The sequence below is a fragment of the Chelativorans sp. Marseille-P2723 genome (genome assembly GCF_902809845.1).
Classification (GTDB): Bacteria; Pseudomonadota; Alphaproteobacteria; order Rhizobiales; family Rhizobiaceae; genus Chelativorans.
The window spans coordinates 1,114,843-1,132,390 of sequence record NZ_CADDWI010000008.1; the positions used below are offsets into that span (position 1 = coordinate 1,114,843).

General features: G+C 59.0%; 15 protein-coding genes and 1 tRNA gene. 10 read left to right on the forward strand and 6 right to left on the reverse strand.

Features of this window, described 5'->3' with window-relative positions:
- Positions 1-14 precede the first annotated feature (14 nt).
- The 8 genes from nuoN (at position 15) to HUS57_RS07045 (ending at position 8,577) form a co-directional block, all read left to right on the forward strand.
- A complete protein-coding gene (nuoN, locus tag HUS57_RS07010) occupies positions 15-1,451 on the forward strand; it encodes an NADH-quinone oxidoreductase subunit NuoN (protein WP_173932137.1) in 1,437 nt (478 codons plus the stop codon).
- Between the two features lie 5 nt (positions 1,452-1,456).
- On the forward strand, positions 1,457-2,257 hold the full coding sequence (locus HUS57_RS07015) for a biotin--[acetyl-CoA-carboxylase] ligase (protein WP_173932138.1): 801 nt from the start codon (positions 1,457-1,459) through the stop codon (positions 2,255-2,257).
- Positions 2,258-2,333: 76 nt separating this feature from the next.
- Positions 2,334-3,944 (forward strand): ribonuclease J, encoded by a 1,611-nt coding sequence (locus HUS57_RS07020; RefSeq protein WP_246727789.1) that lies wholly within the window; start codon positions 2,334-2,336, stop codon positions 3,942-3,944.
- Positions 3,945-3,953: 9 nt separating this feature from the next.
- Positions 3,954-4,358 carry a methylmalonyl-CoA epimerase gene (mce, locus tag HUS57_RS07025; protein ID WP_173932140.1) on the forward strand — a complete coding sequence of 135 codons (405 nt, stop codon included), beginning with the start codon at positions 3,954-3,956 and terminating at the stop codon, positions 4,356-4,358.
- A 186-nt stretch (positions 4,359-4,544) separates the two neighbouring features.
- The gene (locus HUS57_RS07030) at positions 4,545-4,814 is read left to right on the forward strand and encodes a DUF1467 family protein (protein WP_173932141.1); all 270 of its coding nucleotides are present in this window, start codon (positions 4,545-4,547) and stop codon (positions 4,812-4,814) included.
- 470 nt (positions 4,815-5,284) lie between these two features.
- On the forward strand, positions 5,285-6,613 hold the full coding sequence (gene proS, locus HUS57_RS07035) for a proline--tRNA ligase (protein ID WP_173932142.1): 1,329 nt from the start codon (positions 5,285-5,287) through the stop codon (positions 6,611-6,613).
- Positions 6,610-7,893 (forward strand): lipoprotein-releasing ABC transporter permease subunit, encoded by a 1,284-nt coding sequence (locus HUS57_RS07040; RefSeq protein WP_173932143.1) that lies wholly within the window; start codon positions 6,610-6,612, stop codon positions 7,891-7,893. The genes proS and HUS57_RS07040 overlap by 4 nt, the downstream gene beginning before the upstream one ends.
- The gene (locus HUS57_RS07045) at positions 7,894-8,577 is read left to right on the forward strand and encodes an ABC transporter ATP-binding protein (RefSeq protein ID WP_173932144.1); all 684 of its coding nucleotides are present in this window, start codon (positions 7,894-7,896) and stop codon (positions 8,575-8,577) included.
- Between the two features lie 409 nt (positions 8,578-8,986).
- Here HUS57_RS07045 and HUS57_RS07050 read toward each other — a convergent pair whose 3' ends face one another.
- From HUS57_RS07050 to lipB, 4 genes are all read right to left on the reverse strand, one after another.
- Positions 8,987-9,790: an outer membrane protein gene (locus tag HUS57_RS07050; protein WP_173932145.1), complete on the reverse strand. Its 804-nt coding sequence runs from the start codon at positions 9,788-9,790 to the stop codon at positions 8,987-8,989.
- Positions 9,791-9,914: 124 nt separating this feature from the next.
- Complete coding sequence (locus HUS57_RS07055; RefSeq protein ID WP_173932146.1) at positions 9,915-11,606, reverse strand: hypothetical protein; 1,692 nt, start codon at positions 11,604-11,606, stop codon at positions 9,915-9,917.
- A 597-nt stretch (positions 11,607-12,203) separates the two neighbouring features.
- Positions 12,204-13,967, reverse strand: coding sequence for a gamma-glutamyltransferase (gene ggt / locus HUS57_RS07060; protein WP_173932147.1), 1,764 nt, complete (start codon positions 13,965-13,967; stop codon positions 12,204-12,206).
- Positions 13,954-14,730, reverse strand: a complete 777-nt coding sequence (gene lipB / locus HUS57_RS07065; RefSeq protein ID WP_173932148.1) for a lipoyl(octanoyl) transferase LipB — start codon at positions 14,728-14,730, stop codon at positions 13,954-13,956. The genes ggt and lipB overlap by 14 nt, the downstream gene beginning before the upstream one ends.
- Positions 14,731-14,905: 175 nt before the next feature.
- Here lipB and HUS57_RS07070 point away from each other — a divergent pair.
- Positions 14,906-14,990: transfer RNA gene (locus HUS57_RS07070), tRNA-Leu, on the forward strand.
- Entirely contained in the window at positions 14,961-15,347 is a 387-nt protein-coding gene (locus HUS57_RS07075; RefSeq protein WP_173932149.1) for a hypothetical protein, read from the forward strand. Before HUS57_RS07070 ends, HUS57_RS07075 begins: the two co-directional genes overlap by 30 nt.
- A gap of 163 nt (positions 15,348-15,510) precedes the next feature.
- Here HUS57_RS07075 and argC read toward each other — a convergent pair whose 3' ends face one another.
- The gene (argC, locus tag HUS57_RS07080) at positions 15,511-16,440 is read right to left on the reverse strand and encodes an N-acetyl-gamma-glutamyl-phosphate reductase (RefSeq protein ID WP_173932150.1); all 930 of its coding nucleotides are present in this window, start codon (positions 16,438-16,440) and stop codon (positions 15,511-15,513) included.
- An 83-nt stretch (positions 16,441-16,523) separates the two neighbouring features.
- On the reverse strand, positions 16,524-17,480 hold the full coding sequence (gene speB, locus HUS57_RS07085; protein WP_173932151.1) for an agmatinase: 957 nt from the start codon (positions 17,478-17,480) through the stop codon (positions 16,524-16,526).
- Positions 17,481-17,548 lie beyond the last annotated feature (68 nt).

Below are 17,548 nucleotides of genomic sequence, written 5' to 3' on the forward strand. Positions count from 1 at the left end.
GGGAAGAGAGCGGTATGACGTTTAACCTTACATCGAGTCTGATCCTGGCCCTTCCCGAGGTCGTGCTTGCCATAGGCGCCCTGGCGCTCTTGATGATCGGAGTCTTCTCCGGCGAGCGCGCGAACACAACCGTCACCGGCTTGGCGATAGCGCTGTTTACCGCAGTGATCGCCTGGAAGCTGGCCTTCCCGACCGAAGGCTTGGCCTTCGATGGTGCGTTCGTTAGCGATCCTTTTTCCCGTCTTATGAAGATCCTGACACTAGTGGGCGCGGTGGTCACGCTCATCATGTCAGTTGGGTTTGCCAGGGAAGAGAGGTTCGACAAATTCGAGTATCCCGTTCTCATCATGCTTTCGACGTTGGGCATGATGCTGATGATCTCCGCCAACGACATGATCTCGCTCTATCTCGGCTTGGAGCTTCAATCGCTCGCCCTTTATGTGGTGGCAGCGATCAATCGCGAGAGCGTGCGCGCAACGGAGGCGGGCCTGAAGTATTTTGTGCTGGGCGCGCTGTCCTCCGGAATGCTGCTCTATGGCGTCAGCCTCGTCTATGGTTTTACCGGCAATACGGGATTTGATGCGATCGCCGCTGCGCTGACCGGTGGCGAACGTCAACTTGGCCTTGTCTTCGGCCTGGTCTTCATCCTGGCAGGAATCGCCTTCAAGATCTCCGCCGTTCCATTCCATATGTGGACGCCGGATGTTTATGAAGGCGCGCCAACCCCGGTTACCGCCTTCTTCGCAGCAGCGCCAAAGATGGCCGCCGTGGCATTGCTCGTACGTGTGACCATGGAGGCTTTCGCGCCCATTGCCAACGACTGGCAGCAGATCGTCGTCTTCATCTCAATCGCCTCCATGCTGCTCGGCTCCTTTGCCGCTATCGGACAGCGCAACATCAAGCGCCTGATGGCCTATTCATCGATCGGCCATATGGGTTTCGCGCTGGTGGGCCTTGCGGCCAATTCCGAGGCGGGCGTGCGTGGCGTGATCCTTTACATGCTCATCTATCTGGCAATGACCATAGGCACATTCGCCTTCATCCTGGCCATGCGCCGGAACGAAACCAATGTGGAGCAGATCGACGATCTTGCGGGACTTGCCGCCACCAATCCCGGCATGGCATCCATCATGACGCTGTTGATGTTCTCCATGGCAGGCATTCCTCCGCTCGCCGGGTTCTGGGCGAAATGGTACGTTTTCCTCGCGGCGATGGATGCCGGTCTTGAGGCCATGGCTGTGATTGGCGTTCTGGCCTCGGTAGTGGCTGCCTTCTACTACCTGCGCATCATCAAGCTCATGTGGTTCGATCCGGCTGTGGGAGGCTTCCAGCCCATGGCGAGCGAACTGCGCTTCGTGCTGTGGGCTTCCGGAGCCTTTGTGCTTTTCTATGCCCTCTTCGGCGGGCCCGTTGAGGTGTTGGCGCAGGCCGCGGCAACCACCTTCTTCTGATTGCGATGTTCGCGCTCGCGCCTTCCGCCCTTGGTGCCGGTTACCGGCTGGAGCAATATGAGAGCGTTGGTTCTACCAACGCACTAGCGCTCGAAAGGGGCGGCGAGGGCGATCCGGGAAAACTGTGGATCGTTACCGCGCGGCAGACTCTTGGCAGGGGCAGGCGCGGGCGTCCTTGGGAGACTCCCGCAGGTAATCTTGCTGCCACCCTGCTCCTGGTGGATACGTTCGAACCTACCGCCGCCGCGACACTCGGGTTCGTGGCGGGGCTGGCGTTGAGCGACGCCCTCGCGGCCTTGGCGCCCACGGCGGCGGGAAGTGGCACAGGACGTGGCCGCTTTGAGCTTAAATGGCCGAATGATCTTCTTGCCGGAGGGGCCAAGCTCGCGGGCATCCTGCTTGAATCCACCTTGCTTCGCGATGGTCGGATGGCGCTTGCCATCGGCATTGGCGTTAATGTCGCCACGCATCCCGAAGGCATGGCCTATCCCGTTACGTCGCTCGGCCAGATGGGCGTCAAAGCCGATGCAGGGGAGGTGTTCCTCGCACTTTCCGACGCGTGGATTGATAATATGCGGCTGTGGAACGGTGGACGCGGGCTTGCTGCCATACGTGAACGCTGGCTCATGCAGGCTGCTGGCCTTGGTTCGCAAGTGTCGGTGCTTCACGAGGGGCGCGTGGTGCGGGGAACGTTCGAAACAATTGACGATCTCTGCCGGTTCGTCATCCGGGAGGATGACGGCTCGCGCGTGAGGATTGCAGCAGGCGATGTCCATTTCGGCACCGTGGCATCCGTGCGCGAGTAGTAGAAGGGAAGATATAGTGTCATCGGGCGAAGCAGAACTGGTTTTCTGTCCCCTCGGAGGGGTGGGCGAGATCGGCATGAACCTTGCGCTCTACGGCTATGGTCCGCAGGAACGGCGCAAGTGGATCATCGTGGATTGCGGCGTCACTTTTCCCGATGCGGAGCTGCCCGGCGTAGACCTCATACTTCCCGATACCCGCTTTATTGAGGATCAGGCCGACAATCTCGAAGGTATTGTGATTACCCACGCGCATGAGGACCACTATGGTGCGCTTCTGGACCTTTGGCCACGGCTCAAGGCCAATGTCTGGATGACTCCTTTCACCGCCGGGCTTCTGGAGGCAAAGCGGGCTGGAGAGCAGAACGCTCCCGACGTACCAGTAACAATTTTCAAGGCTGGCGAGACCTTCCAGATCGGGCCGTTCAGCATCGAGGCCATTGCGGTCAGCCATTCGATACCGGAACCGGTCTCTCTCGCTATCACAACGCCGCGGGGCACCGTCATCCACACGGGCGACTGGAAGATCGACCCTGCTCCTGCGCTGGGTCCCAAGATTGACGAGGCGCGTTTTCGCGCCCTGGGGGAGCACGGTGTTCTAGCGCTTGTCTGCGATTCCACCAATGCCCTGCGTGAGGGCGTTTCCCCTTCGGAGCAGGCGGTTGCGGAGGGGTTGAAAGAGGTGATCGAACAGGCCCGTGGCCGTGTGGCCGTCACGACCTTCTCCTCAAATGTGGGACGAATCCGCGCTATAGCGGAAGCCGCGCGCGATGCCGGCAGGCAAGTGCTGGTGCTGGGCCGTTCGCTCCAGCGGGTTATCGATGTCGCCACCGAACTCGGCTACCTTGATAGCTTGCCGCCATTTCTTTCCGAAGACAATTTCAACAATGTCCCGCGCGAGAATGCAGTGATCCTCTGCACCGGCAGCCAGGGGGAGGTGCGTGCCGCGCTCGCCAAGCTGGCTCGTGACGAGATGCGCAACGTGGCGCTTTCATCCGGCGATACCGTCGTCTATTCCTCGCGGGTCATTCCGGGAAATGAAAAGGCGATCCTGACGACCAAGAACCTGCTTATCGACCAGGGGATCAAGGTGATCGAGGACGGGGATGAGGCGCTAGTTCATGTATCCGGCCATCCACGCCGCACCGAACTGCAGCAAATGTATGAATGGGTGAAGCCGCGCATTCTCGTGCCGGTGCATGGAGAGGCGGCCCATCTCGTCGCCCATGGCGCTCTTGCTTCCATGTCCGGCATCCCTGAAGTCGCCCAGGTCAGAAACGGCGACATGCTGCGGCTCGCTCCTGGACCTGCGGAAATCATCGATCAGGTGCCGTTTGGCCGTATCTTCAAAGACGGCAAACTGATTGGCACCGATGAAGAGGTGGGGGTGCGCGAAAGGCGGCGGCTTTCCTTCGCCGGGCATGTGGCCATAAACGTCGTGCTGGACCACCGCTTCGACCTTGCAGGCGATCCAGATCTGGTCGCGATCGGGATCCCGAAAGAGGATGCCGCAGGCGGCCCCATGGAAGACATCATATTGGATGCGGCGGTGGGCGCGGTCCACAGCATCCCGCGGCCGAGGCGCCGCGATCTTGATCTGGTGGGCGAGGCCGTGCGGCGTGCTGCCCGCTCGGCGGCCAACGAAGCCTGGGGCAAGAAGCCCATCGTAACCGTATTCGTAACGCAGTAGGAGAACCTGGTGCTTGGGAGACTGAACCATGTAGCGATTGCCGTGCCGGATCTGGCGGCGGCAGCGGCCACTTACCGGGATGTGCTCGGAGCGCGTGTCTCGCCGCCGCAGGCCCTTCCCGAGCACGGCGTGACGGTGGTGTTCATCGACCTTGGCAACAGTAAGGTCGAACTCCTTGAGCCACTTGGAGAAAAATCGCCCATTGCCTCGTTCCTCCAGAAGAACCCGGCCGGCGGCATGCATCACTTGTGCTATGAAGTGTCTGATATCCTTGCTGCACGCGATCATCTCGTGGCGGCTGGTGCACGGGTTCTCGGCGATGGCGAGCCGAAAATAGGGGCGCATGGAAAGCCGGTCCTGTTCCTCCATCCGAAGGATTTTTGCGGAACCCTGGTGGAACTGGAAGAGGTGTGACCCCAGGCCGCGCCATCGGCGCTTTAAACCCAGGCCCCGTCCAGCTATTTTCCGGCCATAGCATCAGTAATGCGCCTTTGTTCACCTTCTTCACCGCCGCTGGTGTATCGTTCCTGAATAGCTCAATATTAAAGGCTATATCGAACGGGAAGACGGCGTGCAGTCTGTCGCGACGGAGAGCTCTGAATGAATTTCATGTCGCTTCTAGCCGTTTTTTTCATCATCTGGTGGCTGGTTCTATTTGTGTCGCTACCCTTCGGCCTTCGAACCCAGGATGATGAGCATGACGTAGTGTTGGGCACCCCGCCGAGCGCACCTCAGGGGCCTCATATGCTGCGGGTGGTCATCCGCACGACGCTTCTTTCAATCGTCATCTTTGCGGTCTTCTACGTTCTTACACGTGTGCTTGGATATTCCTTCGATGATATCCCACGTTTGGTGCCCGAGTTCGTCTGACGGGGCGTAGCTGCGCTCATGGACGAAAGCGTTTTCCCGAGCCACTTCTGTGTCCGAGGTGAAACAATCAGGCGAGTGCTGAGTGTTGGAGCCGGTAAAAAAAAAAGCAAGGCACAAATGCCTTGCAGCTAGACGCGTCCGATCCTTATCCGTTACTAACGGCGGCTGCGAACAAAGCGCGCCCGGATCACTTCCTCCCAAGACTATGACCGCGTAAACGAGAGTGAATTCATGACACACTCCCTTTATTAATGAGGGATACATTAGACTAAGTTTTACCGCGATGTCACGAAAAATTTTCTCCGTGTGCACCTTGTTAATTCTTGGTGCGCGGACCTGTTCCGCAGGTTCCCTGCGGTGCAGCCCGGCGTGGTTATACCTTGGGTTTTCAACCTGCCGCGGAATGGCTAAGTAGTCTCTCAAACTGCTCTTGGGCGGAAATGATTCCGCCGCTTCTCATACGGTGTCCCATGCGACTGTCGCACTTTTTCTTGCCCATCCTAAAGGAGAACCCGCGCGAGGCGGAAATTGTCTCACACCGGCTGATGCTGCGCGCCGGCATGATCCGGCAACAGGCGTCTGGGAGCTTCTCCTGGCTTCCACTTGGAAAGCGCGTGCTGGATAAGGTGTGCCAGATTATCCGCGAGGAACAGAACCGCTCAGGCGCCCAGGAAATCCTCATGCCGACGATCCAGCCGGCCGATCTGTGGATGGAAAGCGGGCGCTACAATGATTACGGCAAGGAGATGCTGCGCATCCGCGACCGGCAGGACCGCCCATTGTTGTATGGTCCGACGAATGAGGAGATGGTAACGGACATCTTCCGCGGCTATGTCAGGTCCTATAAGGATCTGCCGCTCAATCTTTACCACATCCAGTGGAAGTTCCGGGACGAGATACGGCCGCGCTTCGGCGTCATGCGTTCGCGGGAGTTCCTGATGAAAGACGCCTATTCCTTCGATCTGGATTATGAAGGTGCCAAGGCAGCTTACAACAGGATGTTCGTGGCCTATCTCAGAACTTTCCAGCGCATGGGATTGCAGGCGATCCCCATGCGGGCCGAAACTGGGCCAATTGGCGGTGATCTCAGCCACGAATTCATCATTCTTGCCTCCACAGGGGAAAGCGCGGTGTTCTGCCACCGGGATTTCCTTGACCTGCCCGTGCCGCCTGAGAATGTCGATTTCACCAACGATGCCCAGATCGATGAGATCGTGGCGCAATGGACAGCACCTTACGCCGCCACCGATGAAATGCATGACGAGGAGGCCTGGGCCACGGTCCCCGAGGAGAAGCGGCTTGCTGCCCGCGGAATCGAAGTGGGGCATATCTTCCACTTTGGCACCAAATATTCCAAGCCGATGAAGGCGGCGGTGCAAGGGCCGGACGGAAAGGAACATTTCGTTTCCATGGGTTCATACGGTATCGGGCCAACGCGGCTTGTGGCGGCGATCATTGAAGCCAGCCATGACGAGAACGGCATCATTTGGCCGCAGAGCGTAGCGCCGTTCGATATCGCGCTCATCAACATGAAGGTGGGCGACTCCGAATGCGACCGCATATCCGAGGAGCTCTACGCAGCATTCACGGAAGCTGGCCGCGAAGTGCTCTATGATAATACGGATGGCCGGCCTGGCGCAAAATTTGCGACAGCGGACCTCATCGGCCTTCCCTGGCAGGTCATCGTTGGGCCTCGTGGTGTGGCTGCAGGAGAGGTGGAACTAAAAAACCGCGCGACTGGCGAGCGGCAGAACATTCCGGTCTCTGATGCCATTAGGCGGCTTGGCGCAGTTTCATGAGCGAGACTACAGCGGCCAAGGGGGATACAAAACCCTTTTCCTACTTCGAGCGTTTGGTCGCCTGGCGCTATCTGCGTTCGCGGCGAAAAGAAGCGGTCGTCTCCGTCATTGCCGCCATCTCCTTTTTCGGCATCATGCTGGGGGTTGCCACGCTCATCGTCGTCATGGCGGTGATGAATGGGTTTCGCACGGAACTTCTCACGCGCATCCTCGGCGTCAACGGCCATCTTGTGGTGCAGCCGATCGAGATGCCCCTGAGCGACTACGATTCCGTTGCCGAACGTATTTCGGGAGTTCGGGGCGTGCGCCTTGCCGCTCCTCTGGTTCAGGGTCAGGCGCTTGCCTCCGGCCGCAGCGGCGCCGGTACCGGCGCACTGATCCGCGGTGTCCGCCCGGACGATCTATCCGCGATGACCCTCATCTCGGAGAATGTGCGCCACGGCTCTCTCGTTGGCTTCGCGACGGGAGAGGGGGTGGTCATCGGCTCCCGCCTCGCGCAGGCCCTTGGGATAACCCTTGGCGACCTAATCACGCTGTTCTCGCCTGAAGGGGATGTGACACCATTTGGCACCACTCCGCGGGTGAAGTCCTATCCGGTGACGGCGATCTTCGAGATCGGCATGTCTGAATACGATGCATCCATCATCTATATGCCGCTTGAAGAGGCGCAACTCTATCTAAACACCGAAGGCCTTGCCCAGCTTATCGAGGTTTTCGTCGACGATCCGGACGGTGTCGATGCATATCGCCCGCTTATCGAGGAAGCCGCTCAGCGGCCCGTGGCGATCTCCGATTGGCGACAGCGCAATCAGGCATTCTTCTCTGCCCTGCAGGTGGAGAGAAACGTGATGTTCATGATCCTGACCATGATCGTGCTCGTCGCGGCGCTCAATATCATTTCCGGCATGATCATGCTGGTGAAGGACAAAGGGCACGACATCGCCATTCTGCGCACAATGGGCGCGACCAGCGGTTCAATCATGCGCATCTTCCTGATGGCAGGAGCGACCATCGGTTTTGCGGGCACGCTCGCTGGCTTTGCTCTCGGAACGCTCCTGTGTCTCAATGTGGAATCGATCCGGCAGTTCTTTTCTTGGCTCTCCGGAACCACGATCTTCAATCCGGAAGTCTATTTCCTCAGCCAGCTACCGGCAGAGATGGAGACCGGAGAGACCCTATCGGTCGTTCTTATGGCCCTTACTCTCTCATTCCTGGCCACGCTGCTTCCCGCATGGCGCGCCTCGCGCCTCGATCCCGTCGAAGCATTGAGATACGAATAGATGGCGCAGAGCGTACTGGAACTCAAAGCGATCGAGCGCAGCTACATCCAGGGGCCGAACACGCTGACGATCCTGGACAAGGCAGATTTTGCGCTGATGCCGGGGGAGATCGTCGCTCTGGTGGCTCCCTCGGGGACGGGCAAGTCGACCCTCCTGCATGTTGCCGGCCTCCTCGAACAGCCCGATGGCGGCGATGTGATTATCAACGGCCAGTCCTGTTCAACACTTTCCGACGACGAGCGCACCGCCATCCGGCGGAACGAGATCGGCTTTGTCTACCAGTTTCACCATCTCCTGCCCGAATTCACTGCGCTTGAGAACGTGATGATGCCCCAGCTCATCGCCGGCCTTAATCCTGCCGAGGCGAAGGAGCGGGCGGAGCAGCTTCTTGCCTATATGAAGCTCGGAGCACGTGCCGAACACCGTCCGGCAGAACTATCCGGTGGCGAGCAGCAGCGCGTGGCGATCGCCCGCGCTGTCGCCAATGCCCCGCTTGTGCTCCTGGCGGATGAGCCCACGGGCAATCTCGATCCCGCCACGGCAGGCTACGTCTTCGAGGCACTGGAGGCCTTGGTGCGCCACTCTGGACTCGCCGGCATCATTGCCACGCACAATGAGGATCTGGCAAAGCGCATGGACCGGCGGGTGACGCTTTCGCAGGGCCGGGTGGTAGAAATTCCGTAGTCTTGCCGCGCTTCGCGCGGGTTCGACTTGGCCTGCGGCCCGCATCGAACAGAGAACAACCTGCTGTAGCAAAGTTGTTTCAAAAGGCTCAGGCAAAGCCAGTAACCTAAAGCGACGGTAATATGGCCGGTTCGGTAGAGCTGCCTGCGCGCTCGAAATCGAACGAACGGAAACCGTGCAGGCAGCACTGAGCAGGCCGGTAACTAACCGTCGCAATGTCCGCCTCATGGATCTGAAGCGAACATATTCAGTGACAGCGCTTTGCGTTCCTTACGTACGCTGTAGCTCTGTCACTAAATGCACCTAGGAACTAGGAACAAGGAAGAGCGTGTGCGTGCGCAGGCGCGCGAATACAAGTATTCGAACGCCTGCGCAAGAGAGCTGCCGACTGGATGACGGACGAAATCGCTTAGAAGCGGTAATTAACGCCGACGCGCACCATATGAGATCTCAGATCGGAACGATTGGTCGCTGTAGACCCGTCGGATCCCGCGAACGAGAAGTTGAAGTCCTCAGAACCAAAATCGGTATAGAGATACTCCGCCTTCACGGTCCAATTGGTTCGTGCAACTGCCGCCTCGACACCTGCCCCGACGGCATAGCCGATAAGCCACTCACTTTGACTGTCGGAAAAAGTCTCGCCGGCAGGACCCGCAGGACCGCCGCCGGTGACGGAGAGGTTTCCTTCAGCACGTCCAAAAGCGGCACCTGCGGTACCGTAGAAGAGAATGGTATCGGCTGCGTAGCCAATACGACCACGTAAGGTTCCGAAGTGCTTCAGCTCTGCACTTGTCTCATAGAATGGACCGTCGTCGGTTGCAAAGAAGCTATCTGACTGGTCAATATGAGCATACTGGTAGTCACCCTCGATCCCGTACACCCAGGATCCTTGTTGGAAGTTGATACCAGCCTGGAGGCCCCCGATCGCACCGTTGAGGTCGGCAGAACCGTCATCACCAAAAAAGGTTTCTGCCGGATCAAAAGTACCTGCACCAATGCCAACGAGCGGACCACTCGTTGTGATGGAGTTGTTCGTGGAGCGCAGATCAGACCACATGTAACCGATATTGCCGCCGATATAGACACCAGACCAGTTGTAGGCGCTAGGCACGGCAGCGATTGGTGCAGGAGGCTCTTGGTATACGATGTCAGCAGACCAGGCCGCGCCCGCCATAATGATTAGCGCTGTCGAAGATAGAAGAAGCCGTGTCATTAAAATCCCCCCAATAATAGTGAATAGTAATGTATTTATACACGTCTGACGTGCAAGGCCTGTGGCTTTAATGTCACTACCGTCGCATTTCTTCGAAAGCGCCACCGGCGCGTGTCGATGCAGTTCAAGCTGAACGATCGGACGGTGCGCGGGCTTCGATGGGTCCAAAATCGTCAGGCCGCCCAGTGTGGGCGAACGCCTTCAACAGCCTGTCATAGGCATTGATCTTTGCGTTCCGGTAGCTGCCCTTCACATGGTCGATCAGGGCCTTCGCTGCGCGTCGTTTTTCGATGAGATCAGGATCGGCGCGGATTGCTGTCGGCATCTGCTCCCATTTCATCATCTCCAGCCTGTCCTTCCGCACCTTACGGCGTACTTCCTGCTTGAACTCCTCCGACTTCGCATATTCCCGCACCTTAGGGATTTGTATAAGCCTGTCATAGAGGCGGGCGTAGATATCGGCTGGTTTGCCGGCCAGCAAGTCGCCGGACTGCTTGGAGCCGGAGCCAACAAACTCGGCGAAAAATACCTGCTTGAGAAGGCCCTTACTGGTGGCGGCAAGCGTTGTACCGCGGCCCAGGATGGAATCGAGCATGTCCCCGCCCAGGCGGTCGAGATGCCGGTTGATCTTTTCCATCATGGCCTGCTCATCGGGCGTTCGATCCGCAGTGATGGACCGCCACAGGATCTTGTCCAACTCCGAGTAGAGCTTTGCGGTCGCCTCGCGCACCTGTGCCGAACGGGAGACCTCATCCAGCAGTCGGATCGCATTCATGTCCCTGCTGCTACCCGCTGTAGAGACGGCGGCATTTAGCGTCTTTGCCAGTTCGGAGCCGCTCTCGCCTTTGGAATTGCTCTGCTTTGCCTTGTAGAAGCGGTCCAGCCCCTTGCCGCCCCCTTTCACCGACCAACTTGCGACCTCTATTGGAATTGCTGCTGCATGGACGCCGATTGCTGTCAGTGCACCGCCTGCGATTCCGAGAGCGTTGCTGGCAAGCAGCACCGCTTGTGCCGCCATTCGCTTACTGTTGTAGTCGATCTGCTGCTTCTCGCTCTGTTCAATCGCCGCTGCAACCGCCGGACTGACCATGCTCTTGCCTTGTTCTATGGTCTTTAGATGGCCCTTGTGTTCCTGCCGCTCCTCGCGGAGCGCCTTGATCTCAGCGCTTACCTCGATTGCGCCGAGGACACCGCCCACCATGCCTAATACACCGGCGATCTCGGCCAGGATTTCGACGACCAGTTCTGCCGCCTCCAGCGCATCTGCCCCCGCCTCGGAGGCCGCGCAGAGAATTTCCGCGCCGGTGATCTCGGCGACGTGAGGCGGCAGTGACGCGTAATCGATGACCTCGCCGGCTTCCCCGCCATATTTGATAAGCGTTTTGATCGTGCCGGCATGGGAGGATCGGGTTGCTGCTTCCGAGACCTCTTCGTAGACGGTTCCCATGTTGCCGCCGGTTACTGCCGCCGGGATCTGCCGGGCTGCCGCGCCTTCCAATGACCCGGTGGAAGATCTGAGCTTGGCATAGATCGTTCTTATCTTTGCAATGGCGGCGGGCGGAACCTTGCGTCCCCTGAGAAATGCGACAGCCGCGTCTTCCTGATCAAGAAATGCGCCTGAAGCTTTTCGAAACGACTCTAGAGCGCTGCAGGATTCCGTAGAAGCCGCCGCGGGTCCGTCGTCCACGCTGCCGTTGTAGGAGGGGTAGGGTAGAACTTCTGTTGCACGGTTGGCTACCGTAGATGTCCTGTTGAGAGCAAGCAGCGGCGAGAAGAACCTCGAAAAATTGGACTTAACCTGTAAGCCGGGTACCATCTTCATGCTCCTTCGTGAGGGTGTTCCGCACATTGCCGAACGATTATTCCTTCCGATGGTACACGCTCGTTTTTTATTGCCGAATCGAGAAAACTGATAAGCGCTTTGTCTCGCCCTATTCCCTCAGAGGATGTTCCGGCTTCCATGGGGCCGTTTTGAAGTAGCAGCTTTCAATATTCGTTAACCGTCTCGATGCCGCTGAATGAACAACGCTTGACGAAAACATAGCGAGAACATAACAGGATCATATGAAGATCATTCCATCTTTGGAGGAGGTTCCTATGACCGAGTTCTTGCAGGATGTTGCCGCCCTCGTAGCTGTCAGTTCATTCATTGTCATGGCAGCAACCTGGATTGGAGCCCTTTGAGGGTGGGATGGGAGAAATGCCCGAATTGCAGCCTGCAATTGGAAAGGCAGGCAAGGCGCATGGTGCACGCAGCCCCTCAGGAAAGTGAATGTCTTTCTTTAGAGATCGGAGCGTGCTTTGGCGGCACATGCGGAGAGTGCGCTTGCGCAATTCTTGGAAAAGCGGATAGCGGTTCCGCCTGGAAGCACGCAGACAAAGTCTTAGGCTGCTTTAGGAATCTCGAAACGAGCTAGTCGCCCACTGCCACGCCCTCGCGACGCGGATCAGCCCCGCCGATGAGCCCCTCGGCCGTAAAAGCCACACCGTGCAGGCCGGAGTTAAGCTCGGTGATGCGCGTCTGGAAACCCAAAGCCTGAAGATCGTCGGCGAAGTCCTCTGCCGGCGTGCCAGCCTCAAGCTCATAGGTGCCGAGCCGGTTCGTCAGATGCGGGCGGGAAATGGCATGCTGCATATCCATCTGCCAGTCGATGAGCGCGATGACCGTATTTGCCACATAGGAAATGATGTTGCTGCCGCCGGGGGATCCGAGCGCGAAGGCAGGCTTGCCATCTTTAAGGATGATCGTAGGCGACATGGACGAGCGTGGCCGTTTTCCTGGTTCGACTCGGTTGGCGATCGCCTCCCCGCCGCTTGAGGGCTGGAAGGAGAAATCGGTAAGCTGGTTGTTAAGCAGAAAACCCGCTGCCATCTGCCGCGAGCCAAAGGCGCTCTCGACAGAGGAGGTCATGGAAGCAACATTACCCTCATCATCGACGATGACCACATGGGTAGTGGAGCTCTGCTCCAGTTCGATGCCGGGAATGCGCAATTCCGCCTTGTCCCAGGGCGGCGTTCCCGCTTTGACCTCGGTTTCGCCAAGTGCTGTGGGCCGCCGGATCAGCGCGGCGCGTTCGGCCAGATAGTCCTCGTTGAGAAGTCCCTTCGGCATGGAGGTGAAATCGGTGTCGGCCATGTAGAGTCCGCGGTCGGCGAAGGCGAGACGCGTTGCATCGCCGATGATGCGCCAGCTTTCCGGATCATCCGGCCCAAGCGCGGAAAGGTCGAAATGCGAGACCATTCCGAGGATCTGACCGACTGTCAGTGCGCCGGAGGAGGGTGGTCCCATCCCGCAAACCTCATGAGCGCGGTACCCCATGCACACGGCCGGACGTTCCTTGACCTCGTATGAGGCGAGGTCTTCAAGCGACAACAGGCCCGGATTGTCTGTGTGATTCCGTACCGCCGCGACGATCTTTTCCGCAATCTCGCCTGCATAAAAGGCATCGGCGCCGCCTTCGGCAATGGCTTGCAGCGTAGCCGCGTAGTCGCTGTTTTTCAGCAGCGTGCCTTCGGCAAGGGGTTCGCCCGCCTCATCATAGAAATAGGCGCGGGCGGCGGGCTGTCGGTCGAGGCGCCCCCTGTCTTGGGCAATCAGCGCATGAAGGCGAGGCGAGACGGCGAAACCCTCTTCAGCAAGGCTGATGGCAGGCTGAAACAGTTCGTGCCACTCGCGCTTCCCATAGCGCTGGTGCACCTCTTCCAAGAGCCGTACCACGCCCGGCGTGCCGACAGACCGGCCGCCGATAACGGCATCAAAGAAGGCCAGCGGCTCACCCGTCTCATCCAGAAACAGCTCGGAAGTGGCGACTTTCGGCGCAGTCTCACGCCCGTCAAAGGTGGTGAGTGTTCCATTTTCTCCGTCGTACCATACGAGGAATGCGCCGCCGCCGATGCCCGAGGATTGCGGCTCGACCAATCCGAGCACCGTCTGCACCGCCACCAGCGCATCGGCGGCGTTGCCACCGCCCCTCAGGATCTCAAGCCCTGCCTCTGCGGCGAGCGGATGTGCCGCTGCGACCATGTGCCGGCTCGCCGTTACCGCTACCTTCTCCTCCAATCCCGTCGCGGCTTCCGGCGCGATCATGTCGGAGGCCTGTTGCGCCAACCCAGGTGTGCCTATCGCACAAGCCAGGACGAGAGCGCCGGCCAAGGAAGTAAACCTAGTCGCCTGCATTTCCCTTTCCTTTGCGGTTTTCCGTTTCCGGTAGGGTGGCACGCTCCGGGAGCGACTCGGTAGCGCCGAAAATCTCTTCAAATGCCTGCCTTAACGCCACGTCGAAATCCGCCATCGTTATCGGCAGGCCGAGGTCGACGAGGCTCGTGACACCGAAACCGGAGATGCCGCATGGAACGATGCCTGAAAAATGCTCAAGGTCCGGCTCTACATTGACGGCAATCCCATGGAAGCTCACCCAGCGGCGGAGGCGGATTCCGATGGCTGCAATCTTGTCTTCCATCGGCGTTCCATCCGGCATGGGCGCCTTGTCCGGCCGCCTGACCCACACGCCGACGCGTCCCTTCCGCCGCTCGCCGGAGACGTTGAAGCGGGCAAGGGATGCGATGATCCAGTCCTCCAGTGCACCTACGAAGGCGCGCACATCTTCCCGCCGTCTTTTAAGATCGAGCATGACATAGGCCACGCGCTGGCCCGGCCCATGATAAGTGTATTCGCCGCCACGCCCAGCCTGGATAACTGGAAAGCGTTCCGGATCGACGAGGTCCTGCGGGTTAGCGCTCGTACCAGCCGTATAAAGCGGCGGGTGCTCCACAAGCCATATCAGTTCGCGGGCTTCCCCAGCGCGGATCGCCTCGGCGCGCCACTCCATGAAAGCAAGCGCGGTGTCATAAGGGGTAAGGTCCGCCTCCACCCGCCATTCCACAGGTGGTGTCGGAATTTGCGGGAAAAACCCGCGTGAGGCTGTGGTTATCTGGCTCATGCTTCTCCTGAAAGGTTATGCCTTCAAAGCCCGGCTGCGTCCAGCATCCGAGCCCAAGGAACGAGCATGTGCAGATGAAATCTTTTTGCGCGGAATAGGTTACAGGCAGGCTTGTTTCGCATAGAGCGATTTGCTACATGCGCCGTGGCCGGTGCAAGCCGGCATTTCGTTGCGGGCGGTCGTGGCGGAATTGGTAGACGCGCAGCGTTGAGGTCGCTGTGGGGCAACCCGTGGAAGTTCGAGTCTTCTCGACCGCACCATCTGGTTTTCAGGCCATTGGTTTTGATAACGATTTCCGGCTTTTTCCCCGCAGCGGATCGCTGCGGCGCGGGCTGGTTCCTAATCTCGGCACTGCTCTGTGCGTGCTAAGTCACGGTTTTAATAGCTTGAAGGTGCCGTCAGGTATTGAGGAACCTTCCCGATTCGGTGTTGATGTGCTCACTCTGCTGCATAAGCTATTTCAAAGTGGCTGCGGGCACGCGCTTGAACAGATGCTGGTAGTTGACGACGAGGCGGTGGCTGTCCACCGCTGGATCCGCTTCGATTCTTTCGGAAATGCCGTCGTCTATATATATATATATCGCCACCGCCTGCGGCACTGTCCCACGTCCGATTAAATGGCCGTTGCTTTAGCGGTTGGCTTTAAACATGGCGAGTTTCGTCGCCACGGACGACTTCCAGATGCGGCTGGTGGACGTGTCGGCCAGAAGCCCGACCGACTAAAATTTGCCAAGAGTTCAGAGACGGACTTGCCGAGGGGATGGAGAGACGGCTAAGCCATCAATTCCCCGAAAGCATCAAATCCAGATTCTGCACCGCAGCGCCCGATGCGCCTTTGCCCAGATTGTCGTAGACGGCGATCAGAAGCGCCTGTGCGCGATCGTCATTGGCAAAGACATGGAGCTTCATTGTGTTTGTGCCGTTATAGCGCTCCGGCTGGATTTCGGAGGAACGTTCGCTCGCGGAGTACGGCGCCACCTCGACGACGCCGTGTTCGAGGGCAGCATAGTGATCCGCAATGGCAGCGTGAAGCTCTTCGCCCTTTGGTACCCGGGGAAGATGGCCAAGCTGAAGAGGCACCACCGTGATCATGCCCTGGGCGAAATTTCCGACCGCCGGCTGCATCACCGGATCCCCCGCAAGTCCAGCATAGGTGCGCAGCTCCGGCAAGTGCTTGTGATTGAGGGTCAGCCCGTAAGGCAGGAACTCGGGAGCATCCTCACCCTTGCTCTCGTAATCCTCAATCATGCTGCGCCCGCCGCCTGAATAGCCGGAAATGCCATTGATGGTGACGGGGAAATCTGCAGGCAGCAGCCCGGAAGCGATGAGAGGGCGCAGGAGGGCGATCGGCCCTTGCGGCCAGCACCCCGGATTAGCGACCATACGCGCGCTCGCAATCGCCTTCGCCTGTTCCCGGTCCATTTCAGGGAAGCCGTAGGTCCAGCCATCCGCGACCCGGTGCGCGGTGGAGGCATCAATAATGCGGGTACTCCCGTTGGCGATCAACGAAACGCTCTCGCGGGCAGCGTCGTCGGGAAGGCATAGGATGGCGATATCGGCGGCGTTGAGATACTCGGCACGCGCAGCCGGGTCCTTGCGTCGCTCGACTGGGACCGAGATCAGCTCGATGTCCCTGCGTTCAGCGAGCCTTGCACGGATTTGCAGTCCTGTTGTGCCGTGTTCGCCGTCGATGAATATCCTTGCCGTCATGAATTCCGCGCCCGATGATGAATACCGGTACTCAGATGGTCCAAACCCGCGCCGGAATCAATCCGCCCGGCCAAGGAAACGGCCTATCGACGTTCCCGCCGCTTCTTTTCTGCCAGAAGGCCGAGATAGTGCATGGCTATGGATGCCGCGGCAATCGCCGTGATATCGGCATGGTCATAGGACGGTGACACCTCAACGACATCGGCGCCTACAATTTTAATTGGGCCAAGATGCCGCAGTACGGACAACATCTTCGCGGAGGAGGGACCGCCTGCAACCGGCGTTCCGGTTCCAGGAGCGAAGGCCGGGTCGAGGCAATCAATGTCGAAGGTCACATAGGCGGGCATGTTCCCCACGCGCTCGATGATCATGCGCGCGATCTCAGCGGCCTGGATTTCCTCCAGGTCGTAACCGTGGACGATCTTCAGTCCGCATTCGTCAGGCGCATGGGTGCGGATGCCTATCTGAATGGACCGCCCGGGATCGACTACCCCATCGCGCACGGCGCGGCGCACGAAGGAGCCATGGTCAATCCGCGCGCCATCATCGTCCCAGGTGTCCTGATGTGCGTCGAACTGGATAAGCGCGAGCGGCCCGTGCTTCGCGGCATGTGCGCACAGGAGCGGCCAGGTGACGAAGTGATCGCCTCCCAGCGAAAGGAGGAAGGCGTCCGAGGATATGATCCTGCTGGCTTCCTGCTCGATAATCGCGGGCGTCCTGTCATGACGGCCATAGTCGAGAAGGCAGTCGCCATAGTCGATGACGGCGAGCGTCTCGAACAGATCCAGATGGAAAGGATATTGCGGGTCGTTGTCGAAGATAACCGAAGCGCGGCGGATTGCCTGGGGGCCGAAGCGGGCGCCCGGCCGGTTCGACACCGATGCGTCGAACGGAATGCCCCAAACAACAGCATCGGCGCCCTCTACATCCTTGGAAAATTTCCTCCGCATGAAGGAGAGCGCCCCGGCATAGGTCGGGTCGCTGGCCGCGCCACGGATCTGGGTCGCTGTAAAGGCATGATCGATGGAAGTCGAGGGCATGTGCAGTTCCTTCAGGCGAAGTCGAAATAGGCAGCTTCAGGAAAAGATGGCCACCGGTTTCGGTGCAG

Bases quoted from the DNA above. Each gene is read 5' to 3' on its own strand.
- nuoN (WP_173932137.1), top strand. From the start codon at position 15: ATGACGTTTAACCTTACATCGAGTCTGATCCTGGCCCTTCCCGAGGTC.
- HUS57_RS07015 (WP_173932138.1), top strand. From the start codon at position 1,457: ATGTTCGCGCTCGCGCCTTCCGCCCTTGGTGCCGGTTACCGGCTGGAG.
- HUS57_RS07020 (WP_246727789.1), top strand. From the start codon at position 2,334: ATGAACCTTGCGCTCTACGGCTATGGTCCGCAGGAACGGCGCAAGTGG.
- HUS57_RS07030 (WP_173932141.1), top strand. From the start codon at position 4,545: ATGAATTTCATGTCGCTTCTAGCCGTTTTTTTCATCATCTGGTGGCTG.
- proS (WP_173932142.1), top strand. From the start codon at position 5,285: ATGCGACTGTCGCACTTTTTCTTGCCCATCCTAAAGGAGAACCCGCGC.
- HUS57_RS07040 (WP_173932143.1), top strand. From the start codon at position 6,610: ATGAGCGAGACTACAGCGGCCAAGGGGGATACAAAACCCTTTTCCTAC.
- HUS57_RS07045 (WP_173932144.1), top strand. From the start codon at position 7,894: ATGGCGCAGAGCGTACTGGAACTCAAAGCGATCGAGCGCAGCTACATC.
- HUS57_RS07050 (WP_173932145.1), bottom strand. From the start codon at position 9,790: ATGACACGGCTTCTTCTATCTTCGACAGCGCTAATCATTATGGCGGGC.
- HUS57_RS07055 (WP_173932146.1), bottom strand. From the start codon at position 11,606: ATGGTACCCGGCTTACAGGTTAAGTCCAATTTTTCGAGGTTCTTCTCG.
- ggt (WP_173932147.1), bottom strand. From the start codon at position 13,967: ATGCAGGCGACTAGGTTTACTTCCTTGGCCGGCGCTCTCGTCCTGGCT.
- lipB (WP_173932148.1), bottom strand. From the start codon at position 14,730: ATGAGCCAGATAACCACAGCCTCACGCGGGTTTTTCCCGCAAATTCCG.
- argC (WP_173932150.1), bottom strand. From the start codon at position 16,440: ATGACGGCAAGGATATTCATCGACGGCGAACACGGCACAACAGGACTG.
- speB (WP_173932151.1), bottom strand. From the start codon at position 17,480: ATGCCCTCGACTTCCATCGATCATGCCTTTACAGCGACCCAGATCCGT.